This window comes from Thermoanaerobaculia bacterium (assembly GCA_035593605.1).
GTDB lineage: Bacteria > Acidobacteriota > Thermoanaerobaculia > UBA2201 > DAOSWS01 > DAOSWS01.
The window spans coordinates 19,741-41,967 of sequence record DAOSWS010000016.1 but is presented as its reverse complement, the minus strand read 5'-3'; the positions used below and the strand labels follow the sequence as shown (position 1 = coordinate 41,967).

Annotated in this window: 19 protein-coding genes; 11 read left to right on the top strand and 8 right to left on the bottom strand. The window is 54.1% G+C overall.

Annotated elements, in window-relative coordinates; all coding sequences use genetic code 11:
- Positions 1-2: 2 nt before the first annotated feature.
- On the bottom strand, positions 3-2,333 hold the full coding sequence (locus PLD04_09250) for an O-antigen ligase family protein (protein HXK68517.1): 2,331 nt from the start codon (positions 2,331-2,333) through the stop codon (positions 3-5).
- A 135-nt stretch (positions 2,334-2,468) separates the two neighbouring features.
- Here PLD04_09250 and PLD04_09245 point away from each other — a divergent pair, with 135 nt between their 5' ends.
- From PLD04_09245 to PLD04_09230, 4 genes are all read left to right on the top strand, one after another.
- On the top strand, positions 2,469-3,236 hold the full coding sequence (locus PLD04_09245; GenBank protein ID HXK68516.1) for a DUF4115 domain-containing protein: 768 nt from the start codon (positions 2,469-2,471) through the stop codon (positions 3,234-3,236).
- A gap of 61 nt (positions 3,237-3,297) precedes the next feature.
- Positions 3,298-4,383 carry a hypothetical protein gene (locus tag PLD04_09240; protein HXK68515.1) on the top strand — a complete coding sequence of 362 codons (1,086 nt, stop codon included), beginning with the start codon at positions 3,298-3,300 and terminating at the stop codon, positions 4,381-4,383.
- A complete protein-coding gene (locus PLD04_09235; protein HXK68514.1) occupies positions 4,380-5,147 on the top strand; it encodes a Stp1/IreP family PP2C-type Ser/Thr phosphatase in 768 nt (255 codons plus the stop codon). Before PLD04_09240 ends, PLD04_09235 begins: the two co-directional genes overlap by 4 nt.
- 81 nt (positions 5,148-5,228) lie before the next feature.
- Positions 5,229-6,428, top strand: a complete 1,200-nt coding sequence (locus PLD04_09230; GenBank protein HXK68513.1) for a hypothetical protein — start codon at positions 5,229-5,231, stop codon at positions 6,426-6,428.
- 16 nt (positions 6,429-6,444) lie between these two features.
- On the opposite strand, the gene PLD04_09225 is transcribed toward PLD04_09230, so the two are convergent.
- Positions 6,445-7,230 (bottom strand): MBL fold metallo-hydrolase, encoded by a 786-nt coding sequence (locus PLD04_09225; GenBank protein HXK68512.1) that lies wholly within the window; start codon positions 7,228-7,230, stop codon positions 6,445-6,447.
- Positions 7,231-7,393: 163 nt separating this feature from the next.
- Between PLD04_09225 and PLD04_09220 the strand changes: the two genes are divergently transcribed.
- Positions 7,394-9,229: a TIGR04442 family protein gene (locus tag PLD04_09220; GenBank protein ID HXK68511.1), complete on the top strand. Its 1,836-nt coding sequence runs from the start codon at positions 7,394-7,396 to the stop codon at positions 9,227-9,229.
- The gene (locus PLD04_09215; GenBank protein ID HXK68510.1) at positions 9,226-9,975 is read left to right on the top strand and encodes an MBL fold metallo-hydrolase; all 750 of its coding nucleotides are present in this window, start codon (positions 9,226-9,228) and stop codon (positions 9,973-9,975) included. Before PLD04_09220 ends, PLD04_09215 begins: the two co-directional genes overlap by 4 nt.
- Here PLD04_09215 and PLD04_09210 read toward each other — a convergent pair.
- The 5 genes from PLD04_09210 to kdsB are packed head-to-tail and all read right to left on the bottom strand — an operon-like array spanning position 9,918 to position 15,598.
- The gene (locus tag PLD04_09210; GenBank protein ID HXK68509.1) at positions 9,918-11,531 is read right to left on the bottom strand and encodes a POTRA domain-containing protein; all 1,614 of its coding nucleotides are present in this window, start codon (positions 11,529-11,531) and stop codon (positions 9,918-9,920) included. The genes PLD04_09215 and PLD04_09210 overlap by 58 nt on opposite strands.
- 4 nt (positions 11,532-11,535) lie before the next feature.
- Entirely contained in the window at positions 11,536-12,492 is a 957-nt protein-coding gene (locus PLD04_09205; GenBank protein HXK68508.1) for a KpsF/GutQ family sugar-phosphate isomerase, read from the bottom strand.
- On the bottom strand, positions 12,489-13,271 hold the full coding sequence (gene kdsA, locus PLD04_09200; GenBank protein HXK68507.1) for a 3-deoxy-8-phosphooctulonate synthase: 783 nt from the start codon (positions 13,269-13,271) through the stop codon (positions 12,489-12,491). The genes PLD04_09205 and kdsA overlap by 4 nt, the downstream gene beginning before the upstream one ends.
- A gap of 3 nt (positions 13,272-13,274) precedes the next feature.
- A complete protein-coding gene (locus PLD04_09195; protein ID HXK68506.1) occupies positions 13,275-14,882 on the bottom strand; it encodes a CTP synthase in 1,608 nt (535 codons plus the stop codon).
- Complete coding sequence (gene kdsB, locus PLD04_09190; GenBank protein HXK68505.1) at positions 14,882-15,598, bottom strand: 3-deoxy-manno-octulosonate cytidylyltransferase; 717 nt, start codon at positions 15,596-15,598, stop codon at positions 14,882-14,884. The genes PLD04_09195 and kdsB overlap by 1 nt, the downstream gene beginning before the upstream one ends.
- Positions 15,599-15,687: 89 nt before the next feature.
- Between kdsB and PLD04_09185 the strand changes: the two genes are divergently transcribed.
- The 5 genes from PLD04_09185 (at position 15,688) to PLD04_09165 (ending at position 19,222) form a co-directional block, all read left to right on the top strand.
- Entirely contained in the window at positions 15,688-15,918 is a 231-nt protein-coding gene (locus PLD04_09185; protein HXK68504.1) for a hypothetical protein, read from the top strand.
- Positions 15,919-15,995: 77 nt separating this feature from the next.
- A complete protein-coding gene (locus tag PLD04_09180) occupies positions 15,996-17,243 on the top strand; it encodes an aminotransferase class V-fold PLP-dependent enzyme (GenBank protein ID HXK68503.1) in 1,248 nt (415 codons plus the stop codon).
- Positions 17,240-17,737, top strand: a complete 498-nt coding sequence (locus PLD04_09175) for an iron-sulfur cluster assembly scaffold protein (protein HXK68502.1) — start codon at positions 17,240-17,242, stop codon at positions 17,735-17,737. The genes PLD04_09180 and PLD04_09175 overlap by 4 nt, the downstream gene beginning before the upstream one ends.
- The gene (locus PLD04_09170) at positions 17,727-18,962 is read left to right on the top strand and encodes a SufS family cysteine desulfurase (GenBank protein HXK68501.1); all 1,236 of its coding nucleotides are present in this window, start codon (positions 17,727-17,729) and stop codon (positions 18,960-18,962) included. Before PLD04_09175 ends, PLD04_09170 begins: the two co-directional genes overlap by 11 nt.
- Complete coding sequence (locus PLD04_09165; protein HXK68500.1) at positions 18,926-19,222, top strand: hypothetical protein; 297 nt, start codon at positions 18,926-18,928, stop codon at positions 19,220-19,222. The genes PLD04_09170 and PLD04_09165 overlap by 37 nt, the downstream gene beginning before the upstream one ends.
- On the opposite strand, the gene PLD04_09160 is transcribed toward PLD04_09165, so the two are convergent.
- Positions 19,211-22,156, bottom strand: a complete 2,946-nt coding sequence (locus PLD04_09160) for a protein kinase (GenBank protein HXK68499.1) — start codon at positions 22,154-22,156, stop codon at positions 19,211-19,213. The genes PLD04_09165 and PLD04_09160 overlap by 12 nt on opposite strands.
- Positions 22,157-22,227: the final 71 nt, after the last annotated feature.

The following is a 22,227-nucleotide window of genomic DNA, read 5'->3' as shown; positions in this document are numbered from 1 at the left end:
TATCAGGCTTCATTGTCCGCTTCCCTTTTAATTTCAGGAAAATATTTAGAAAACGTTTCCCCGGGCAGGCGGGCCCGAGCATCCTGTAGTGTTTTTGAAGACAGAAGCAGATCACCGGTTTTTCGGCCCAGATCGTAAAGCTTTCGATAGGCCGGTCCGTATTGACGATCCAGGTCGATCGCCCGTATATACCACTTCCTGGCCTCGGTATAGAATTCTTCTTTCTCCCGCTGAAAGCCAATGGCAACGGCCAGCGACGAGGCAGGATCTGTGGAGTAGGATTCCTCCATGAGACGAAGAGCGCGCGCAGGTTCGGAAATAAACCGGGGGGCAAGAGGCGCATATCTGGAAGGAGTCTCACATTCTGCGACCGTTTTCAGAAACCACTCTTCCGCTCGCAGGGAATCATTGAGGGTTCGATACTGGCTGGCGATCCTGAAGGCCCGATAAAAGGTGGAATCGAGATCATAGGCCATTCTTGCGAACCGCAGGGATCTTGCCGGCTTCTTTTTTGCGGTGAATCCTGCTGCGAGGTCCAGGAGCCGGGGTTCCAGAGGAAACCGTTCCAAAGATTCCCGCAGGAAGGGCCATGTTCTGGGGGAGGCAAGGCGCTGCAGCTGTGAGGCGGCGGCCGAATAGATGGCAGCCTGATGGTACGGGTGGAGAATGGCCTGCTTCCGGGTGCTTTCAATGATCAGATCGTCCCGTTCCTCCTTCGACATGGGGATAAAGAGAGGAACGGATTCCTTTACGGCCCGTGCGGAGGCGAGGTGAGTGAGGGCCCTGTCCCGGTCGCCCCAGAGGTAGGTGTACTTTGCGGCCACAAGAAGAATCTGAACGTTGTAGGGTTCGAGTTTTGAGGCTTCTTCGATCATAGGGACAGCTTCGGGGTCGCCCAGCGCATCCATACACCGTGCAATCTCCGCCCGCAGAGGGGCATGATACGGATTCATCCGCATGGATTTCATGGCCTGGGGAAGGTAGGTACCACAGTCACCTTCAAGGTTTTCCTGATGAAGGTGGTGGGTGACGACCTCGGGAGCCAGTTCAGGATGAATCCGGCCACCTGAGGTTATGGCCAATCCCCGCAGGGCCAGGAGTACGACCATGAGAATGGCAAGCAGGCATAGGGGAAACCGGATCCAGGCGGGAATTTGCAAGGATGAGCGATCACGCCGCAGCAGGGAACCGGCATAGAGTGCGGCGATCCATGTAATGATCAGGCTGTTAAAGGGAAAATCTCCCATGGCGTGAAAGGACAGAGCCAAGAGTCCCAGATAGGTCCCCGTGCGTATGCCTCCATTTGCAAGGACAGCCCGGGATCGCCACATCAGAAGCAGGGCCGGAATCAGGATCAGGAGAGAAGACAGACCCCCTGTAACCCCCAGCTCAAGGTAATCATTATGCATCTTGTCCAGGAGCCGTCCCCCTTCGGCTGGCTGGTACCGGGGAGCCACAAGACCGTAGGTTCCCAGACCGGTTCCCAGAATGGGATGGTCCAGCATGATGTGAGCGGTCCTTCGGTAAAATTCAAGTCGACTGAGAAGATCCTCCGCCTTTCCATGGCTGAACTTGATCCAGAGATAGCCGCTCAGCAGGCATACGGCAAGCATGATGACGACCGCACGGATCCAGCGTTCCTTTCTGCGGCTCAGGAAAAAGATCACCAGAGCGCCCCCCGCGGAAAGGATGGCTCCTTCGCTTCGGCTTACGAGGAGAATGATGGCGACCAGACTGACCAGAAAGGTCACAAGGAGATGTTTTCCCGATCTGCGGGCTTCGGCTGAGGACCAGAGAACAGCCGTAACACCTGCGAGTGGAAAGAGGATGAGATTGACCACGGCAGAAAAGAGGTTCTTATTGGGCATGAAACCGAAGGGCTTTGTCGTAACCTCGAGGGGAAAGATAAAGAGGTACCGGTCGGGGTCGGCCAGAGTCTGAGCCCAGGATAGGATCGTCAGGAATGCCATGGTGTAAAGAAAAATCTGAAAGAAGAGAAATCGGCTGGAACGGCTGCGGGAAGCGAGTTCGGTTCCGACGATAAAGAAGGCCAGGGCCGATAGGATCTGAGCCAGGGAAATCGACGAGTTCAGGGGACTATACGAAAGGTGAAGGGCCGGAATGGAGGTCAGGAGGATGATGATCAGGAAGGTTCCCAGAGGAAGCAGATACCCTTTGATGGATGCAGTAATCTCTCTTATGCGGAGGACTAGAAGGGCCGTACCCAGGCAGGCGACAGCCAGTGCCCAGGAATGCACCTGAAGGTGTCCCCCTCCAAAACATACGGAAACAGCCAGAATCAGAAAAAGAGATAGGATGATGGGAAAATTCATTCTTTCAGGCGCCGATTCTGATTCATGATCGGATCGCTTGCGGGTCTTTGAAGGGAAGCCCGCCGGGATGGCGTTCAGGGGTTTTGAACCGGGATTTCATCATGAGGAATTATCAGGAAATAGATGCTGGAAGTCATGAAAATCAAGTACCTTGACACAGTTGAATTATACCACTACCATGAATGGGTGCACCAGGAATCCGACCGCGTGGGGACGATCCTCAAACAATCCAGGGAGGCGAAAGGAATAAGCCTTGAGGATGTCGCCCGGAAATCAAATATCGCCCTGAGGTATCTCAGGGCCATTGAGGAACATAATTTCCAACTTCTCCCGAATGAAGTTTTTGCCAGGGCTTTTATTCGGCAATATGCCAGAATTGTAGGACTGGAAAGCGAAGAGGCCGTGGAGTTATATCGCAGGGAGCGGGGAACGGCGGAACGAAAGGGAAGGGCAGTGTCCCGAAACCCTGTAAATCAAGGTTTCTTCTGGGTATTTATTGTCTGCACGATACTTGTCGGAATCTTCGGCCTTGTCTTTCTTTTTCAATCCCTGCAGAATAGCGGGGTGGAAACTCCTGAAAATCAGACGTCCATCCGGCCAACCGAGCCTGAGCCTGAACCTGCCACGGCAAAGACTGTACCTGTGGTGGAACCCACCCGAATTGATCTCACGTTCCTGAGACGATGCTGGATTACCATTACGCTGGATGGGAAAAAGGTGTTTGAAGGTGTGAAGGAGCCGGGAGATCGCCTGAGCTACTCTCTGAGAGAATCGCTTGCCTTTCGAGCCGGTGATGGAGGCGCGGTTCAGGTGGAGCGAGGAGGGGAACCTTACCCCATTCAAGGAAGAGATGGACAGCCGCTGGATGTGACCATAGGAATCGAGGACATGAACGTTGAGTGAGCATAGATCAGCATCGGATTTGATTCAGGCCGTACGTGAAGGATCACTGCCTCCGAACATCATGAGTCTGCTCGCACAGGGACTCTTTCCTGTTGATCCCGATAGTCTTTTTTCCATTCTTCTCATTTTTTTGAATGGAGAAGATGAGGTGTTGCGAAATCAGGCAAATTCCACTTTGAATGGATTACCCCCGAGGCTTCTTCAACAGCATGTTGAAAATCCCGACCTGCAGGCTGAAGACCTCAATGTTCTGGCACAGTATCTGCGGTCGACACCCATGATGGAGAAGGTTCTCCGGCATAAAAATGTGAGCATTCAGACAGTTGCCTTCCTGGCTTCCCGTGTTCCTTCGGCACTCCAGGAAATTATCATCACAAATGTTGGAAAGATCATTGATCATCCGGAAATTCTTGAGGCCCTGGAATCCAATCCTTCTTTGGATCCATTCGCAAAGCGAAGGATCCTGGAAATCCGACAGGATTTTTTTAAACAGGATCATCCTGAAGAACCGGTTCCACAGGAAATTTTCCCGGGGCCGGGAGAAGAGATTCCTCAGGAGATGTTTGGGGAGGAGTATGAGGAATCGGAAGAGTTCACCGAGGATACCTTCGGGGAAGATCTGTTTGAAATTCCAAAGGAAATTTTTGAAACGTTCGGAATGACTTCGCTCCCGGACGATATGCTCTTTTCCGATCTGAATATGACGGGAGAAGAATTGGCGGATGAGGAAGAGGCCACGCTTTACCAGACGGTCTTGAAAATGACCGTACCGCAGAAGGTGGAAGTCGCGCTGAAGGGCAGTAAGGAAGCCAGGGGTATTCTGATTCGGGATGCGAATAAACTTGTAAAGGCGGCAGTTGTCATGAGTCCAAAGGTGACGGAGTCGGAAATCAATGTCATCTCCGGAATGAGGGACGTGCCCGCCGAGGTGATGCGATTGATATCACAGCGTCGCGAGTGGATGAGAAAGTACCCCATCGTTAGACAGGTCATCTATAACCCCCATACGCCGGTAGGCGTTTCTCTGGGACTGCTGCCCCGCATGAATGATAAGGATTTGAAAGACCTGACAAGTGAAAAGGATGTTCCCGATCCGGTGCGTCAGGCTGCCAAGCGGTTATATAACGTGAGAAAGACCAATCGGTGACCCTGAAAATCGAAACCTTCGGTTTGACGGATACAGGGATGCTCCGGCAGAATAACGAGGATTCCTTCCTGGTGGAGGATGATCTCAACCTTTACCTCGTTGCGGACGGAATGGGCGGTCATGCCGCCGGTGAAATTGCTTCTCATCTTGCTGTAGAGTCAATACGGGAGTTCATCCAGAAATCAGCTGAGGTCAGCAAACCTACGTGGCCCTTCCCGACACCGAAGGAATTTCCTCTACCCTGGCAACGGCTCATGGCTTCCATCATGGCTGCGAACGGGATGATTTACCGGCACTCCCGTGAGAACCGAAACCTGGCCGGGATGGGGACCACCGTCGTTGCCATACTTCTCAGGGATGATGAAGCGATCTATGCACATGTAGGGGACAGTCGCCTCTATCTTCTGAGAAATGGCCAATTCTATCTGAAAACTGAAGATCACTCCTGGATCCAGGAACAGATCAATGCTGGAAGCCTTACCGCGGAAGAAGCGCTCCGTCATCCACTCCGAAATGTAATCACCCGTGCCCTTGGGGGTGCCTCTGTTGTCTCTGTCGATATCGCCTCCATGTCCCTTGAACCGGGTGATCTTCTCCTTCTCTGCACGGATGGTCTTACCACCATGCTTGAGGATGAGATGATTGCATCCCTGCTTCGAGAGGGGGGGAGTCTCCAGCAACAGGCAAATCGCCTGATTGAAACGGCAAACAAGATGGGAGGCCATGACAACACATCGGTCGTGTTAGTCCGTATAAGGGATTGATGTTGACCGGTCCGTTGGCAGGAATAACCCGATTGCGAATGAAGGTTAGGAATAGTATGCAACCTTGTCGGGAGGCTTTTCATGCGTCGTAATCTTATTCTTTTGATGGTTCTGGGCCTTTCCAGCTTACTCCAGGCGATGAACTACTCCGGTCCTGTCAGTTGGGACCCATGGTTTCAGAAAGCCGAACAGCATCTGAATGAATTCGGGTTTCCGATACCGGATGATCTTGCGATACGAGATGGAGTCATGGTTCTCACCATGGATGAATCTATTTCTCGTGCGATCCTTCCTGAGCCCAGGGATTTTTCCCACGTCATGCCCGTTTTCTACACCCTCGTGCTGGATCTTCTGGATCCCGCATCGCTTCCCCTTCATCGTGATGCGACACTGGCGACGTTGCTGAAAGGTACCTCCTTTGAAATGGGCGGGGCCACGCCGGAAGACCTGGTTCTCCGAACTCTTTATGACAGTCTGATAGAACAGGATCTCACCGTACTGGGGCGAATCTGGGTTGCAGACCGCACGAATGGACCGGGCCGCAGTATCGAAGCCATTAACGAGGTTCTCCTCGGCGGCGGCCAGGATACGATCGGTTCTCTTTTCCGATCCCGTGCCCTTCGCATGATCGATGAATGGATGCCTCTTCTTCAGCCCGGATCCATCCATGCATTCCCTCTTCAGCCTCAGATCTTTCAGTTCGACAACCCCGATCCGCTTACGATCCGTGTCCATCGGTGGGATCTTGGCCGCCGATCTGCAGAGGGTGTTGTTCTGGATGCCGTTACCGAACCCTCAGGGGTTCGCGGGAGCCTGATCGTGAGGTATCGATTCCCCGTCGCGGACGTGGATGTCAGGCCTCTTACCGCAGGAATCCGCGTTCCCCTCTCAGGCCTGGAAGATTTCCTGATGGTTTTCTTTAATACGGCGGATCTCCCTTTGTCAGAGAACAGCCAGGTCCAGCTCACACCGCTGGAACGGTACCCGGCCCGGGTGGAGGGCACGAAGCTTGAACTGGAAGGCGATCAGTTCCAGGTGTCCTTCCGGGCGGAATCGGTGCAGGACGTTCAATCCTGGGTTATTCTGAAATCAGAAGTCGTGGATGACACGCTTGTTACCGGTCTGGCTTCGATGCTTCCCGCGGTTCCCCATGCTCTTGAACCGATGTCATTCCATCTGCTGGATCCAAGCGAAGAGCCGACTTCAACGACCTATGGCATCTATGCCCTGACTTCGGAGGGATTTCTGGCCCCGATTGGAGAGCTTCGCCTGAAGGAGTGATCGTATACAGCCGGATTCAGTTTTCCGGATTGAAAATCGGCAAATAAATGAATTGAAATGAATCGTTACCCTCCCGCCGGATATGGCCCATAGGGAAACGATTATCATGGTAAAGAACCACAAGGCTGCCATCTTCTGCAAGTTCGGGAAGGAGGTTCTCCTTGACCTGGAGTGTCGTTATGGGATAGCTGTCATAGGCCATAAGCCATGGAAGGCGCACGTGGTGGCGGGTCGGGATCAGATCTGCAAGAAAGACAGCCCGTTCGCTGCCGTCCCTGACTTCAACCAGCTGCATACCGGGGCTGTGCCCGCCGACAGAGAGGACACGGATTCCGGGAATGATCTCCGATGCACCCTCCAGCCGTACCAGCTGTCCCCGGAGTTCAAGTTTTTCAAAATCTTCGCTTCGATAGCTTGCACGGTCCTTCCATGTCGGATTCAAACCGTGAGTCCATTCCCTTTCCTGAACATAGTATGAAGCACGGGGATACCGGGGAACACTTTCGCCGTTCAGATTGATAAAGTTACCCCCGGCATGATCGAAATGGAGATGCGTATTCACCACATGGGTGATGGATGAAACCTGAAGGTTTAGATCTTCCAGCGACTGCTCGAGGGAACCAGAGTCAATGGCGAACCGATGGCGCTGCTTCTCTGTCCATGAAAATCCCATTCCGGTTTCCACCAGAACATGGTCATTCTCCCTCGAAATCAGGAGACAGTTACAATGAAGACGGATGCGATTCAAAGGGTCAGGCGGTTCTTCACGGGACCACATCGTTCGGGGAACGACTCCGAACATCGCGCCTCCGTCCAGGCTGAAGGAACCTCCATTCAGGATCCGCAACTGGAAATTTCCAATTTGAACTGATGGGTATTTCGTCATATCCATTGAATACAGATTCGTTCAGGCCGATATTCCCAGAGGACCGTAACGCGCATCCTTCCATGTTAGAATTGCGGTAATGATCCGTTCGGTTTCCTACCACGGTCACGTTCACGAGGACGTTGCTTTTTTCGCTACGATTACGGGGCCTGACATCCATCGCAGGTTCTTCCTTCAGCAGATGGAAGGCGAAGTCTGTTTTTTTTCAGATATGAATCACCTGCGTATGACGGCGGAAGGGATAGAGTACAACGGAAATGGGGGCGCGTTTAACGCCTATATGTTCGGGACACAGATTCCTCCTGAAGACATGTTCACCGAGGATGTCACAAACCGGCTTGTCTTTTACGGCGCGTTCCAGGATGAAGAAACCGATGAAATCTACTTTACGACCCGAACTTCCGGGAAGGAAAGTTACGAGCGCATCTTTCTCAACGGTCATGCGGTAAGTAATTACTTCTTCTTTGTTGCTGACCACGATGCAGGGCGATCCGTTGTGGAACGACAGGAGATGACGCTCAAATGTATAGGGAAATTGCTGAAACGCAGTGCCGATGTCGGCCAGGAGCACGATGTCGACCTGATGCGGGAGCTGAGGGAATCGCTGCAGGAACAGGGTACGGATATTTTTCTTTTTCGTTTTGTCCACCTTCCCAATCGAGCCTATCAGAAGCTCTGTCGACAGATTTACTCGGAATACCGGGGTTTTCCGCCGGAAATTATGGAACGATATTCAGAGGTGTCGGATCGGGTCGATTCGTATCAGCAGGAGCGAATCAAGATTGATATTATCTATCACAATCCGGATAACGCTCGAATCATTCGTGAGTATCGTCAGACGCTCATGCAGGGTCGTCGAAAAGGAGCGCTGGATGCTTCCCTCCAGGCTCGCCTCCAGAGGTTGAGAACGATCGCACTCCGGCAGAACGTACCGTCCACGATTTTCGACACCCTGGAAGATATTCTCTTCTCGGGAAAGACCACATTGAAGACAGTGGAAGAGCCTCCCTATCTCAGTAAGACCCGGGAAGTTCTGGAGGGTTTCCTGATCGAAAGCGGCCCCTTTACCCACGAGGTGGCCGAAGAAGAACTTATCGCGCTTTTAAAAGCAAAGCAGATTTCCGTTGAACAGCATAACAATGCCTTCGAAGAAATTCTGCTGGATGTCGGACGTCTCATTGACGAACGTGTGGCGCAAACCGAAGATTTCCAGCTGCTGGAATCTTTTGGAAATGTTGTGACCTATCTGGACCGTTTTGATGCCACGGCCGCACTGATCAACCGTCTGGCCTTTATGGATAACGTCGAAATTGAAGACTCCAATATCCGGTCCCTCGTGAATAACCGGAGAATCTTCAATGATCTGAAATCCCAGCTTTTTGATGAGCTCTTTATCGAGCCTCTTTTCAGTAACCCCTATCTTCCCCGGTATGGCCGGCGCAAACTGGAGCTTGTTCAGCAGGGTCTGATTCGGATTTCCGATAATGAAATGACACTGCAGGAACTGGTCCATCTCATTTCCGAAGTAACCACGGAAGAACGCTTTTTCAGTGTCGTTCTTCAGATTGCCCGGGAGCGTATCAAGCACGTATATGCCGGCCTCTCGACACAGCATGGCCTTGAAGCCTTCGTGAAGGAAATCCGCAGGGAAGTGGTACGCCAGCAGCTGGGAGAGGAAATATCTGACCGTCTGATCCTCGAAGCAATTCACCATCTCCAGATGGAATCCCTCTACCTGGGTGAAATCCTGCCGGAGATGATGGAAACCGGTAAGATCGAATTGCGGAAAGATTTTCTCCATAACAGCGGGCTGGATCTCTTCACCGTCGAGGAGCTGGAGCAGAATTATCTGCAGATGGAAAATGTCGATCCTGCCAGGTTCTCCAGGCTTCTTTCCGCCGCCCAGGTGGCATGATCCACTTTTCTTTCCTGGGAACATCGGGAGCCTGGGCCCTTCCCCGGCCCCGTTGTACATGTCCTCAGTGCCTCTCCCCTGATCCCAGGGATTCCCGGACGAGATCCTCTATCCTTCTCGATCGAAGAGTTCTCATCGATTGCGGAACCGACTTTTCCATCCAATGGGCTCGCGCAGGACACCCGATCCTGTCGGATGTCCTGCTGACCCACGGTCACCATGATCATATTCTCGGGCTGAGAGATCTATGTCCTGACTATGCCGATCTTTCATGGGGACGGGTTCGGGTATGGGCCCTGTCGGATACGCTGGACACCGTGCGGAAGGTTCATGGAGATCTTCCCCTTGAATACTGTGAGGTGATACCCGGACGTGCGGTCCGGATTGCAGGTTATGACATTGAATTTCTGGAAGTTGAACATTCTCCTCGAACACCCACCTCGGGAATCCTCATGGATGGATCGGTGTTCTATGCTCCCGATATTTGCTGCCTTCCCCGGCCCACCGCTTCCCGGATCCGGGGGATTGACCTTCTTGTGACCGACGGATCCTCACCCGATCGTTCTCTGCCCAATCATTGGCCGATGAACGAAGCGGTTCAACGGGCAGACGAGCTGGGGATTGAGAGGTTGGTCTTTACCCATGTGGGTCATTCCGGACAGACGATGGGAGATCTGCAGGCCATGCTTCAGCGGCCCACCCACCACATCGCATGGGACGGGCTTTCCATTTCGTCAGGCAAATAACCCCCGACGCGCCAGTCGAACCACTCATCGGTGGTGATGGATATTTCCCAGCCGCCATCTTTTAAATCATAACCAAGATCGAGCCGGGCAAGGGTTGCGAATCCGGAGCGAAGGCTTTCAATCCTCAAGCCTACGCCAATGGTTCGCTGAATCTCTGCTTCGTCGAAGTTTCTTTCCAGACCCCAGATCTTGCCGATATCCGCAAATCCGGCGGCTCCAATGTTCATGAGGTGAAGCACATTCGTGAAAAGCAGCACCTTGTGCTGGAAAGTCAATTGTGCCCGGCGTGTACCGGCCTGGTTCCGGAACGGTATGCCCCGCAGCCCTTCCTCGGCATCAAGGTACAGGACCTCCATTCCCGCAGGGTGAAGGTATCCATCCATCCGGACCGCCATGATCGAAGTGGAGGAGGTTGACCACTGGTGCGCTGCCTGGAATCCTGCCAGATAAAAGGTCCTCCGGTCGCCTCCCATTTCGCGGTTCAGGACCCCCTTTCCCAGGATTTGATGCCTGGGAGTACCCCAGCCGATTTCAGCATCGGAGTAGATCCACATTCGGCCGCCTTCGGAAAATCCGAAACCAAAACGGGCCCTGGGACCGAGAAGGGTGTCTTCATCGTGCTGGAAGGCATAGAGCCCCTGGGTTTTCAGATATCGCTGCCGCATGTACTCCAGGGAGAAGAAACCGAGCCGATCCTTTCTGGGTCGATCCAGGACAAAGGGATGGTCACCCCCGTGGTCTTCCCAGGTTGAGGAAGAAGTTTCGAGACTGCTGAATCCGCCCCCACCCCGCAGAACCCTGTCCCCCTGACCCCAGAGGCGGATCATTCCTTCTACAACGGCCCAGTCCCTGTGAAGGATGAATTCCAGGGCTTCCTCTCCTTTCCAGTACAGGAGAACGCGATCATCACTGTTCAAAAACCCGGCCCTGAATGAAGCACCCTGTTTCCGGGTCATAAACGGTCTATGGTAGAAGAGTTGATGTCCTTCCCCGTCGCTGGTCTTCCACAATCCCACGGTGAGGTGGTTTCGATCGCTCAGAAAGACGGGATCCTCATAGTGGATGGATCCACGCTCCTGTTCCACCGAATTTTCCCACCGGGCAATCACCTTCTTTCCCCAGCCCAGGAAGTTTGATTCCTCCACCTCGAAACTGATGGAATTGTTCCCGCTGTAACTGGAGAAGCTGGCACCCGGGTTGAGAGTCCATGTTTCCCTTGTCCGAACCTCGACACGGACATTTCCATCGGGGAGGGGAACCGCCGTGATCGACACGGGATTGAAAAAGCCCGTATTCCGGAGCCTGCGCTCGGCTGCTTCAAGGAGAAGCGGATCGTAAAGATCTCCCTCTCTGAAAAGAAGGGCAGAGCGGATAAATCCCTCCTTTGTGGTGATGTGAAGTGAGTTGGCGAGGCGATAGGGCCATCTCCTCTCCACCGGGTCGTCGGGATCGAATATGGGATTCCTTATCAGAGAGATTTCGCGGATTACGGGGAGATCATCCGCCCGGATGATGGAGGAAAGGAATATCAGGATGAGAACGGGAAGGTGCTTCACACGATCAAAAGAAGCCGACTCCCCAGAGGTCGTGTATGTGGAGAATGCCTTCCAGCACCTTCCGGTCGTCCGTGATGAAGAGTGAAGTAATTCTCCGGTCCTCCAGGTGTTTCAGGGCCTCCGAGGCAAGGATGTCCGGGCCGATCGTTACCGCGCCTGCCTTCATGCATTCTCCTGCTGTCTTCTGGAGGATCGCGTTGTCCCGTTGAAGAAACCTTCGCAGATCCCCATCGGAGATTACGCCCAGGAGGGCGTTCTGATCGTCCACAACGGCCGTGATTCCGAAACCCTTACGAGACATCTCGTAGATCACATCCTTCATGTTTGTTCCGGGCTGAACCCTGGGAAGCGCATCTCCCGTGTGCATGAGATCTCTGACCCTCATCAGTTTTTTACCCAGCTTTCCTCCTGGATGGCGAAGGGCAAAATCTTCCTCCCGAAACCCCTTTCGGATTGAAAGAGCGATCGACAATGCGTCTCCCACCGCAAGGGCGGCTGTGGTCGACGCGGTCGGGGCGAGGTTCAGCGGGCATGCCTCCTTGGACACGCGGGCACTGATGTGGGACTTTGCATGGCGGCCCAGTGTCGATTCCGGATTTCCGGTAATCGCAATGAGAAGGATCCCCTGTCTCTGGAGGAATTCCAGAAGACGAATCACCTCCTCGGTTTCACCACTGTAGGAAACAGCCAGGACAACGTCTCCCTGAGCAATGATCCCCAGATCACCGTGAATGGCTTCTGCCGGATGCATGAAGATGGCCGGGGTGCCGGTGGAAGACATGGTGGCGGCTATCTTTCTGCAGATGATGCCGGATTTTCCCATCCCCGTCACCACGACTTTACCCCTGCAGTCCGCCAGGATATCGACCGCCCGGGAAAAGGCTTCGTCCAGAGACTCTGCCACATCCTGAATGGCGTTGGCTTCAATCTTCAGGACCCGCTTCCCCAGTTCCACGGTCACGGTCTTTCCCCTGCGCTGCAGATCGAGAGAATCGTTTCCAGAAAGGATGGAAGATCGTTCAACGCGAGCTGGCTTCCCGCATCGGAAAGAGCGGCCTCGGGCCGGTCGTGAACCTCCAGAAAAAAGCCATCGACTCCTACGGCGGCTGCCGCTTTCGAAAGCGGGAGGATGAACTCCCTCAATCCGCCCGATTTCCCGCCAGCACCGCCGGGAAGCTGGACACTGTGGGTAGCATCAAAGATGACTCCGTCGGCCAGGTCCCGCATCATAACCAGGGAACGCATGTCCACGACGAGGTTTCCATATCCGAAGAAGGTTCCTCTTTCTGTCAGGGTGACACGTTGGGAACCCCCTGTCCGGGTCTTTTCGACCGCGTATCCCATATCCGCGGGGGACATGAACTGACCCTTCTTGATATTGACGGGTCTTCCCGTGCTTCCCGCCGCAACGAGAAGGTCGGTCTGGCGGCAGAGGAAGGCGGGAATCTGGAGAATGTCCACGGCCTGAGAGGCCGGTTCTGCCTGTTCGGGAAGGTGGATGTCGGTAATGACAGGAACCCCGACACGATCGCGAACCGTGGACAGAATCGATAGACCACGATCCAGGCCGGGTCCCCGGTAGGAATCAAGGGACGTCCGGTTGGCCTTATCGAAGGATGATTTGAAGACGAAATCCACAGGAAGATCGCGGGTGATTTCCAGGATTTTTTCGGCCATGGTCAGGGAGTGATCAAGGGATTCAATCACGCAGGGTCCCGCAAAGAGAAGGATGCGTTTCATGGATTACCTCGAACGTTTGTACCGGAGTGCCGCCCCGATAAAGGCGGAGAAGAGCGGGTGGGGTGCGAGGGGCTTGCTTTTGAATTCCGGGTGAAACTGGCAGGCGACAAAGTAGGGGTGGTTTGGAAGTTCGATCATCTCAACGAATTTTCCGTCCGGGGAAAGACCGGAAATCTTCAGCTCGTTCTCTCGATATATGTCCAAAAATTCCTGGTTTACTTCGTATCGATGGCGATGGCGTTCGGAAATCAGATCCTTTCCATAAACCTCGCGGGCGAGTGTCCCTTCCTCAAGCCGGCATGGATAAGCCCCCAGCCTCATGGTCCCACCCAGGGTGTCCACGCCCAGAAGGTCCCGAAGCTTGTAAATCACCTTGTGGGTCGCATCTTCATGAAACTCTGTGGAATGGGCTTCCTCCAGGCCGCATACATGCCGGGCAAATTCGATCACAGCCGTCTGCAGGCCCAGACAGATTCCGAAAAAGGGTATCTTTTTCTCTCGGGCGACGGTGATGGCTCGAATCATACCTTCGATTCCCCGGACGCCAAATCCTCCCGGAACCAGGACTCCATCCACAGAAAAGACTTCACCCGGAAAGGAATCGTCATCTTCGAGTTTCTCGGAATCGATCCAGGTAAGGTGGACCCGGGTTCCGTTGGCCAGGCCTCCGTGCATGAGTGCTTCGTTCAGACTCTTGTAGGAATCTGAAAGCTGGACATATTTTCCGACAATTCCAATCGTGACTTCATCTTCAGGATTCCTGATCCTCTGAACCAGGTCCACCCATGCGGACATGTCTCCCTTAAGGTTGGGAAGTCGAAGGAGATCGACCAGGAGGTTGTCCAGGCCTTCTCTGCAGAGCTGAAGAGGAACCTGGTAAATATTTTCTGCATCCAGTACATCAATGACGCCCCGCTCACTCACAGAGCAGAAGAGAGCGATCTTTCGCTTCACGTTTTCAGGAAGAGCACGGTCGGAACGACAGAGGATGATGTCGGGCTGGATACCGATCGCCCGAAGCTCCTTCACGGAGTGTTGCGTGGGCTTGGTTTTCAGCTCTCCGGCCGTGGATACGTAAGGAACCAGGGTCAAGTGAATAAAGATTGCATTCCGCTCACCCACGTCCTGCCGGAACTGGCGGATAGCCTCCAAAAAGGGTTGGGATTCAATGTCGCCTACGGTACCTCCGATTTCTACGATGACAATGTCTACATCTTCAGCCAGTGCGCGGACACAACGCTTGATTTCATCGGTGATGTGAGGGATAACCTGTACCGTGGCCCCCAGGTAGTCGCCTTTCCGCTCCCTCTGAAGGACCGATTGATAGATCTGTCCCGTAGTGAAGTTGTTCTTTTTCGAGGTTCGTGTTGATGTGAAACGTTCATAGTGTCCCAGGTCCAGGTCGGTCTCCGCTCCATCATCCGTGACGTACACTTCCCCATGCTGAAAGGGGGACATCGTTCCCGGATCGACATTGATGTACGGGTCGAATTTCTGGATGGTGACCTTAAAGCCCCGGGCTTCGAGGATGGCACCCATCGAGGCAGAGGCAATCCCCTTTCCCAGGGACGATACGACTCCGCCGGTTACAAAGATATACTTGGTTTCCATCACTCCTCCTTATTACGCAGACGTGCTTCAACCTGCGCGACATGATCGGGTTCATCGACAGCCAGGGAATCCTCCACGGCACGTTCCACGTAAATGGGAATGCCGTGGTAGAGAGCTCGCAGCTGCTCCAGGCCTTCGGTTATTTCAAGAGGGCAGGGTGGCAGGGTCACCAGCCTTTCGAGAATATCCCTGCGGTACCCGTAAATACCAATATGTTTAAAAAAAGTTCCAGGTGTGCGGGGATATGGAATGGGAGCACGGGAAAAGTAGAGTGCTTCACGTGCCGCGCTGGTGACAACTTTAACGATGGAAGGATCTTCCGCCCGGGAAGGTTCCAGAGGAAAGTCCAGTGTCACCATGGGGCGTCCTTCCGCGAGGGCGCGTGCAACCCGTGCGATATTCTCAGGGGGGATCAGGGGCTCATCTCCCTGAACATTAATAAACCATGGGGAGCTCATGCCGGAAGCAGCCTCGGCCACACGATCGGTCCCCGAAGGACAATCGGGGGAGGTCATGATGACTTCCCCTCCCTCAGAGCGGATAGCTTCTGCGATCCGGTGGTCATCTGTAGCGACAAGAACCCTCTCAATACCGGGAACCCGGGTACAGCGCCGAACGACATGCACGATCATAGGTACACCCAGAATGGGGGCCAGTGGTTTCCCGGGAAAACGGGTGGAGGCGAACCTCGCTGGAATAATGATGGTACCCTGCACGAAAAGATGTTAGAGAATCGGCCGTTATTTGTCAACATGAAGTTGGAGCCGGAAGGATAGGCAGATATAATCAATTCCGGGTTTATGCCATGAAAAAGACACGAGGCCCCGGGCTCAGGATCCTGTGGATCCCTGTACTGTTTCCGGGTATGGTGGACCGTGCCCGGGACTGGGTCATTGCCGGAGAGACGGTGACACTCTCCCTAATTTCCACAAATGGTTTCCAGTCTGGATTGATTGCCATGGACCGCGCGCAGATTTCCGTCGTGAGCAGCTCCTGCCGGTTCAGGAAGGAAGGATCTGCTCTGTCTGAGCGGTGAAGGACATCCACCTCCAACGACGAAACCCTGAAGAACGCTGTGTTGAAAAGAACACGCCGATCGTCTATAGTAATTCGATGGATTTTCCGGGTCCGGGCCCCCTGGGTTCCGGTCCCGCAGCCTTTTCTGTAATGGACGGTATACCCATGGAGCGTCGTGTCTTTCTTGATGTGGAAAATGGTTACTATGTGGCTGAAGACGTGGTTCAGGCCATGTTGCCCTACTTCAACCGGGAGGGGTACGGCCATACGGGAATGACCCACGCACCGGGATGGGAAGCCTATCAGGTCCTCCAGGAATCCGGAACCATTATTTCAAACGCTTTAGGCTTCCCGACAGCGGATGGTCTCCACTTTCCCCACGATACGACAGAAGCCAACAACCTGGCGATCCTCGGTTCTACTCGAAACCGCAAGGGATCAGCCCGGGGCGTGGTGGTCTCCCAGGTCGAGCCCTTAAGTGTTCTCCACTGCGCAGAACGTCTGTCCCGGGAGGGTTTTTCTTTACATAAAATTAAAGTGGATTCAGACGGAACGATCGATCTCGATCGGTTGAAGGATGCGGTAAACGAAGAAACCATGATTATCTCGATTGCCATGGTCAATGCGGAGACGGGAACGATTCAGCCGATGAAGGAAATCATCAGGCTGATCCGGGATCGAAGTCCGGAAGCTCTTATCCATTCTGACCTTTCCGATGCATTCGGCAAGATTCCCCTTCGGCTCCCGGATCTCGATCTCGACATGGCTACCTTTTCCTCGACGAAACTTCTCGGACCTCGCGGAGTTGCCGGCCTCTGGGTGAAACAGCGGAAAAATGTAAACGCTCTCCTTGAAGGAGCCTATTCAACCCAACCCCTGTGGCCGGGAGACGAAAATATACCTGCAATTGCCGGATTTGCAGCTGCGGTAAAGGCCCATTTCTTCGATTTCGATCATACGCTGGAACGACTGAATGCCATGCGGGATCGCCTGATGAATGAATTGCTTACACTTCCCGATTCCCTTCTGAACGGTCCCCGGACGTCGAGAGCATCCGACAACGTGAATATCTCCTTTCTTCATGCAGAGGGAGAGGCCCTGACCGTGGACCTGGCAGATCGGGGGATCTACGTGTCTTCGGGAAGTGCCTGTTCCAGGAAGATTCTTCAACCGTCCCACGTTCTCATGGCTATGGGGCGCAAATTTGAAGAGGCGCATGGAAGTATCCTGATGAAAGTCCACCGCTGTCTAACGGATGAGGATGTGGACCATATCCTGGAATCCTTTCCTCTGAGCCTCATCCGGCTTCGGACCATATCCGGTGCCTACCGGGAGGAATCATGACCCGTTCTCCGCTCCCCTATTCACCTCAGGTGCTTGATCACTTTCGCAATCCGCGAAACCTGGGTCCCATGGCCGATGCCGACGTAAAGGCTTCTGCCGGAAGTATGGCGTGTGGAGACATGATCACCTTCTACCTGAAGGTAAAAGATGCAAACCTCGAATCGATCTCATTTGAGAGCTTTGGATGTGCGTCTAATATCGCCACAGCATCCGCTCTTACCGAGCGGGTGAAGGGCCAGCTTCTCCGGGATGCGTTTTTTGCATCATGGAAGGAAATCGCCGAGGATCTGGGGGGCCTTCCTCCAGTAAAAGTCCACTGCGGTGTTCTGGCCGTCGGTGCGTTGCGCCGTTCCATACGGAAATATTTTGAAGAGCATCCACCCGGGCCGGAGTGGCTTCCTGCGGAGCTGACTTCCGACGAAGCCCATGCCCTTGAAGAAGAAGAGCTGGCGGAAACCATGCAGGATCGGTTTGAATCCTCCGATGAATCTTGACCTCCTGAGGAAAGATTTCCCGATCCTGGCTCAGGCCCGGAATGGCCATACGCTCGTTTACCTCGATAATGCTGCCACCACGCAGAAGCCGCGGTCGGTTCTCGAAGCGGAGCATGCGTTTTATGCCACAACCAACGCCAATGTGCACCGGGGTGTCTATTCGCTGGCCAGAGAAGCCACAGAGCTCTACCTCAGGACTCACCATACCGTGGCACGCTTTATCCATGCCTCCTCTTACCGGGAGGTTATCTTTACGCGAAATACAACTGAGGCTCTCAACCTGCTCGCCCGATCCCTGTCCGAGAAATATCTTCGTCCCGGAGATCATGTCGTCGCATCGGTCTCCGATCACCACAGCAATCTGATTCCCTGGATTCTATTGAAGGAGCGGATGGGGATCCACCTTCACCTTCTGCCCGTTTGTGAAGATGGGACCCTCGATTTTGAAGCCCTGCAGCGGGAGCTGGAAAGGAAACCGCGAATCGTGGCTCTTCCCCACGTGTCCAATGTGCTGGGAAGGATCAACGACATCCGTACCATTGCAGAGTTGGTTCACAGGGCGGGAGCCCTCCTCATCGTTGACGGTGCACAGGCTGTGCCCCATCTCGACGTGAATGTGGTGTCTCTCGGTGCCGACGCCTATGCCTTTTCTGCTCACAAGATGCTTGGACCATTGGGAATGGGTGTTCTCTGGGCCCGGGAAGAGCTCCTGCGCACCATGCCTCCTTTCCTTGGCGGGGGTGACATGATCTCCGAGGTTCGTTTTTCCCCCGAATCGGATCAACTCGATGTCGTCTGGAACGAACTGCCATGGAAATTCGAAGCCGGGACGGCAAACGTCGCTTCCGCAGTTGGAATGGAGACCGCGATACAGTACTTGAAAAAGGTTGGCTGGTCCTTTATCCGGGAACACGGATATGTTCTCTTTGATCGGCTGACCCGAGGACTGGATCAGCTTCCCGGTGTGCGTACCCTGATTCCCGTTCCCGATCCTGAAGATTCAATCGGAACGCTCGCCTTTACGCTGGATGGATATTCAGCAGATGATGTGGCGTCCTATCTCGATACGCAGGGAATCTGTGTTCGATCCGGACGGCATTGTGCCCATCCCCTTCATTCCCATTTTAACGTCCCGGCCACCATCCGGATCACCCCGTACATCTACAACACAGAAGAGGAAGTTGACCGGTGCCTCGAAGCTCTGGAAACTCTGACAAAGGCCTGACCCGATACGTGAGGGATCTGGAGCCCTCCTGTAATGAAGAACGGGATTTTATCGCCCTTCTTGAACCCTCCCATTCAGCTGAGGTGATTCAGCGCATTCGAACCAGGGTCTCGATCACAAGGCAGGTGGGGGACATTATGACGATGGGATCCTTTCAGGGGAAGGATTTGACCCTTTTCTGCAACGGAAAATTGATCCTTAAAGGATTTGACGGGGGGAGGGAAGAGGCGGAAGCCTACCTGGAAGCCTTACTGGCCTGATCGTTTCAGAGGAGTCAGGAGCCGGGGGTGAAGATCGGTGGCCGCGAAAGGGATATTTTGATCTGTCAAATCAAGAATGTGAATTTCCCCCTTGCCGCTACCTGCAATAATCTGTGACGCAGGTTGAGAATTCAGGACAATAAAGAGTGTGTGGAGGTCGGTGGAAAAACGGATGGCTGATTTGCAGGAGATCTCGCTATCCCCTCGCGTAAAGGAAAGAAGGCCAAGAACGTTTTCTCCCCCAACAAGCAGTGAATCCTGATCATACGGTGTTGTCCAGAAGAGGGTAAGACCCATGGGGTCGAGGGAGAAGAATTGATTGTCGCGTGCATCCAGAAGGAAGAGGCCCGTGGGATTGACGCCGACGAGGAGGATCAGACCTCTGTCTTCAAGAGCCGCGATAGAGTATCCGCCGGAGGAGGGGAGGGCATAGGTGGCGATGACCTTCCAACTGCCTTCCGTCCGTTCCAAGAGCAGGGCTCGATGGTCCCATGTTCCCAGAAGGGCCTTGTTTTCCTCACGGTTTACCCACAGGGCAGCGGAAGAGATCCGTTCAATCGGAAAACTGCCCGCGTCTTCCAATCCAGGCCAGCGCCACGCCTTGACCGTTCCATCCGAAGAGGAGGACCAGAGTGTTGAAGTGTGGGAATTGAGAAAGAGAAAATTTATCAGGTAGTCATGGACCCGTGATCGCCAGATTACGTTCATTTCGGGAATCTTCCAGACGGCGATCGTTTTGTCGTCAGAAGCCGAAGCCAGGTAAGCTCCCCCTGCAACCATGGACGTGATTCCCTGGGTGTGGAGGGGGTGCGTTTCAATGTCGCCATGTTCAGGATTGACCCGAAAGAGCGTTCCCTCCGAATTCCCTGCATAGATCGTGGAGTCCTTCTCACCGGTTGCGAGAGCCCATATTTCCTTGGGTCCGGTGGAGATCGTGGTGGCAATCGAAAGATCTCTGTATCGGTAGAGAAACATCTGAAGCGGTCGGGCAACAACAATGGCAAGTCCCTCTGCAACCATGGCGGCATCCAGGACATCCCTCCCTTCAAAATTCAACATGGTCGGGGTGGGATTTTCCGGGCGGTAGAGGGTCAGGGTGTCTCCCTTTGCAGCCACGAGGGTGGGATGATCGGGCAGAATCTGAATATGGCGCGTCATCCCCGGGGTTGTCAGCACGGGAAAGAGTCGATTCTCACCTGCCCTGCCCAGAAAGAGGGTGTCGTACCAACCGCCCACGGCGACAAGGCCAAAGGCTTCCTGCAGAGCGAGGGTCTTAACCTCGCTTTCCGGATAGGGCGCACGAAATACGGGAGAGCCGGAATGTAGATCGATGAGGGTGACACTGCCCAGCCGGGAAACCATCGCGGCATACCGGGAACCGACGGTGACCTCCAGGATTTCCCCATCACCCGGCGCAAAACGAACGGGTTTTGTCTCACCTGAAGAAAGAAGGGTGACGTTCTCTGAATCAAAAAGGGCCAGCCAGGTTCCATCCGTATTGATACGCAGGTTCTTTCCGCTCTCCAGGTCTTCAAAGAGCGGCTTGCGCTCATTCTGCTGTAAATCTCTGGCCCATACGGTTTCTCCCTCCCGGGTAGCCAGCCTCCCATCCCGGAGCCTGCCCAGGATCTGCTCCCCTTCCATGAGTGGAAAACGTCCGGGTATGGCTGGATTGGAAGGATCGAGAAGGTAGACGCAGCCCGATCCCTTAAGAAGGATGGCACCCTCCCCTGAACCGAGAATCGAAACGGTGTCAGGAGGGAGGGCAATCGTATCGAGTAAAGTAAGAAGTTCCGCTGGTTCGGTAGACGTCCGGCTCCATGGCCGAACCAGAAAGAGAATGGACGAAAGGGCGAGAATCAGGATAAGAATTCCCACAGGAACAAAGGGGAACCTGCGCCGCTTTTTTGCTGACGGGAAGGGGTGGGACGGGACGGAAATGGTCGGGGTGGCCTCCGTATCTCTCCGCACTACGGAAGTGGCCCCCTCACCGGCGGAAACATGTTCGGCACAGAAGGCGCGCATGTAGGACGTCACATCTTCAAAACGGAGAGAAGGATCGGGTTGTGTGGCCCTTCGAAGAGCTTCTCCGGCTCCTGGAGGAAGATCTTCCTTCGAGAGGGTCTCAAGGGGGAGGGGAGTGGTGAATTCCCGGGAAATGATTTCTCCCAGGGTCTTTCCTGCTCGAAGGGCCTTCCCGGTCAACATTTCCGCCGTGATCAGAGCGAGGGCGTACTGATCGGTGGCCGGTCCAACTTCTCCTCCCATGACCTGCTCAGGAGCCATGTACTGGGGCGTTCCGAGAACTGCCCCCGTCTGGGTCAGAATGGAGGCCTCCTCCCGGGCACGGGTGAGGATTTTGGCAATACCGAAGTCAAGAATCTTTACGACGGTGCGATCCTCCAGCGGAATCAGCATGATATTTTCCGGCTTCAGATCCCGGTGAATGACGCCCTTTCGATGGGCGTACTGCAATGCGGAGGAAAGATCCTGAAGGATGGAACATGCCTCAGGATAGGGAATGGGGGAAGATCCGTCGGACAGGACCCTGCGAAGGCTCTTCCCCTCCAGATACTCCATCACATAAAAGGGAGGGCCCCAGGGGGACACGTCGAAGTCGTAGATTTCCACGATGTTGGGATGTTTCAGATCGGCAAGAAGCTGCGCTTCCCTCTGGAATCGCTGGAGGAATCCCTCATCGGAAAGCTCGGGCAGGATAATTTTCAGGGCTGCAGGCCTCTTTAGTGTCGTGTGGATGGCCCGAAACACGACACCCATACCCCCGGCTCCCAGAAGCCTGTCAATCAGGTATTTTCCGACGAATTTCCCCAGAAAAAAAGATTCGTCCTGGAGAACGAGGCCACTGCTGCACGAAGGGCAGGAAGTCCCTCCGCCATGGACGGTTTCACATTTCGGGCAGAGGCGGATGTCCATATGGCGACATTCTAACACGGCCCTGTCGAAGGCTGGTTTTGCGCGCACTGGTGAAATTATGTACAATATGG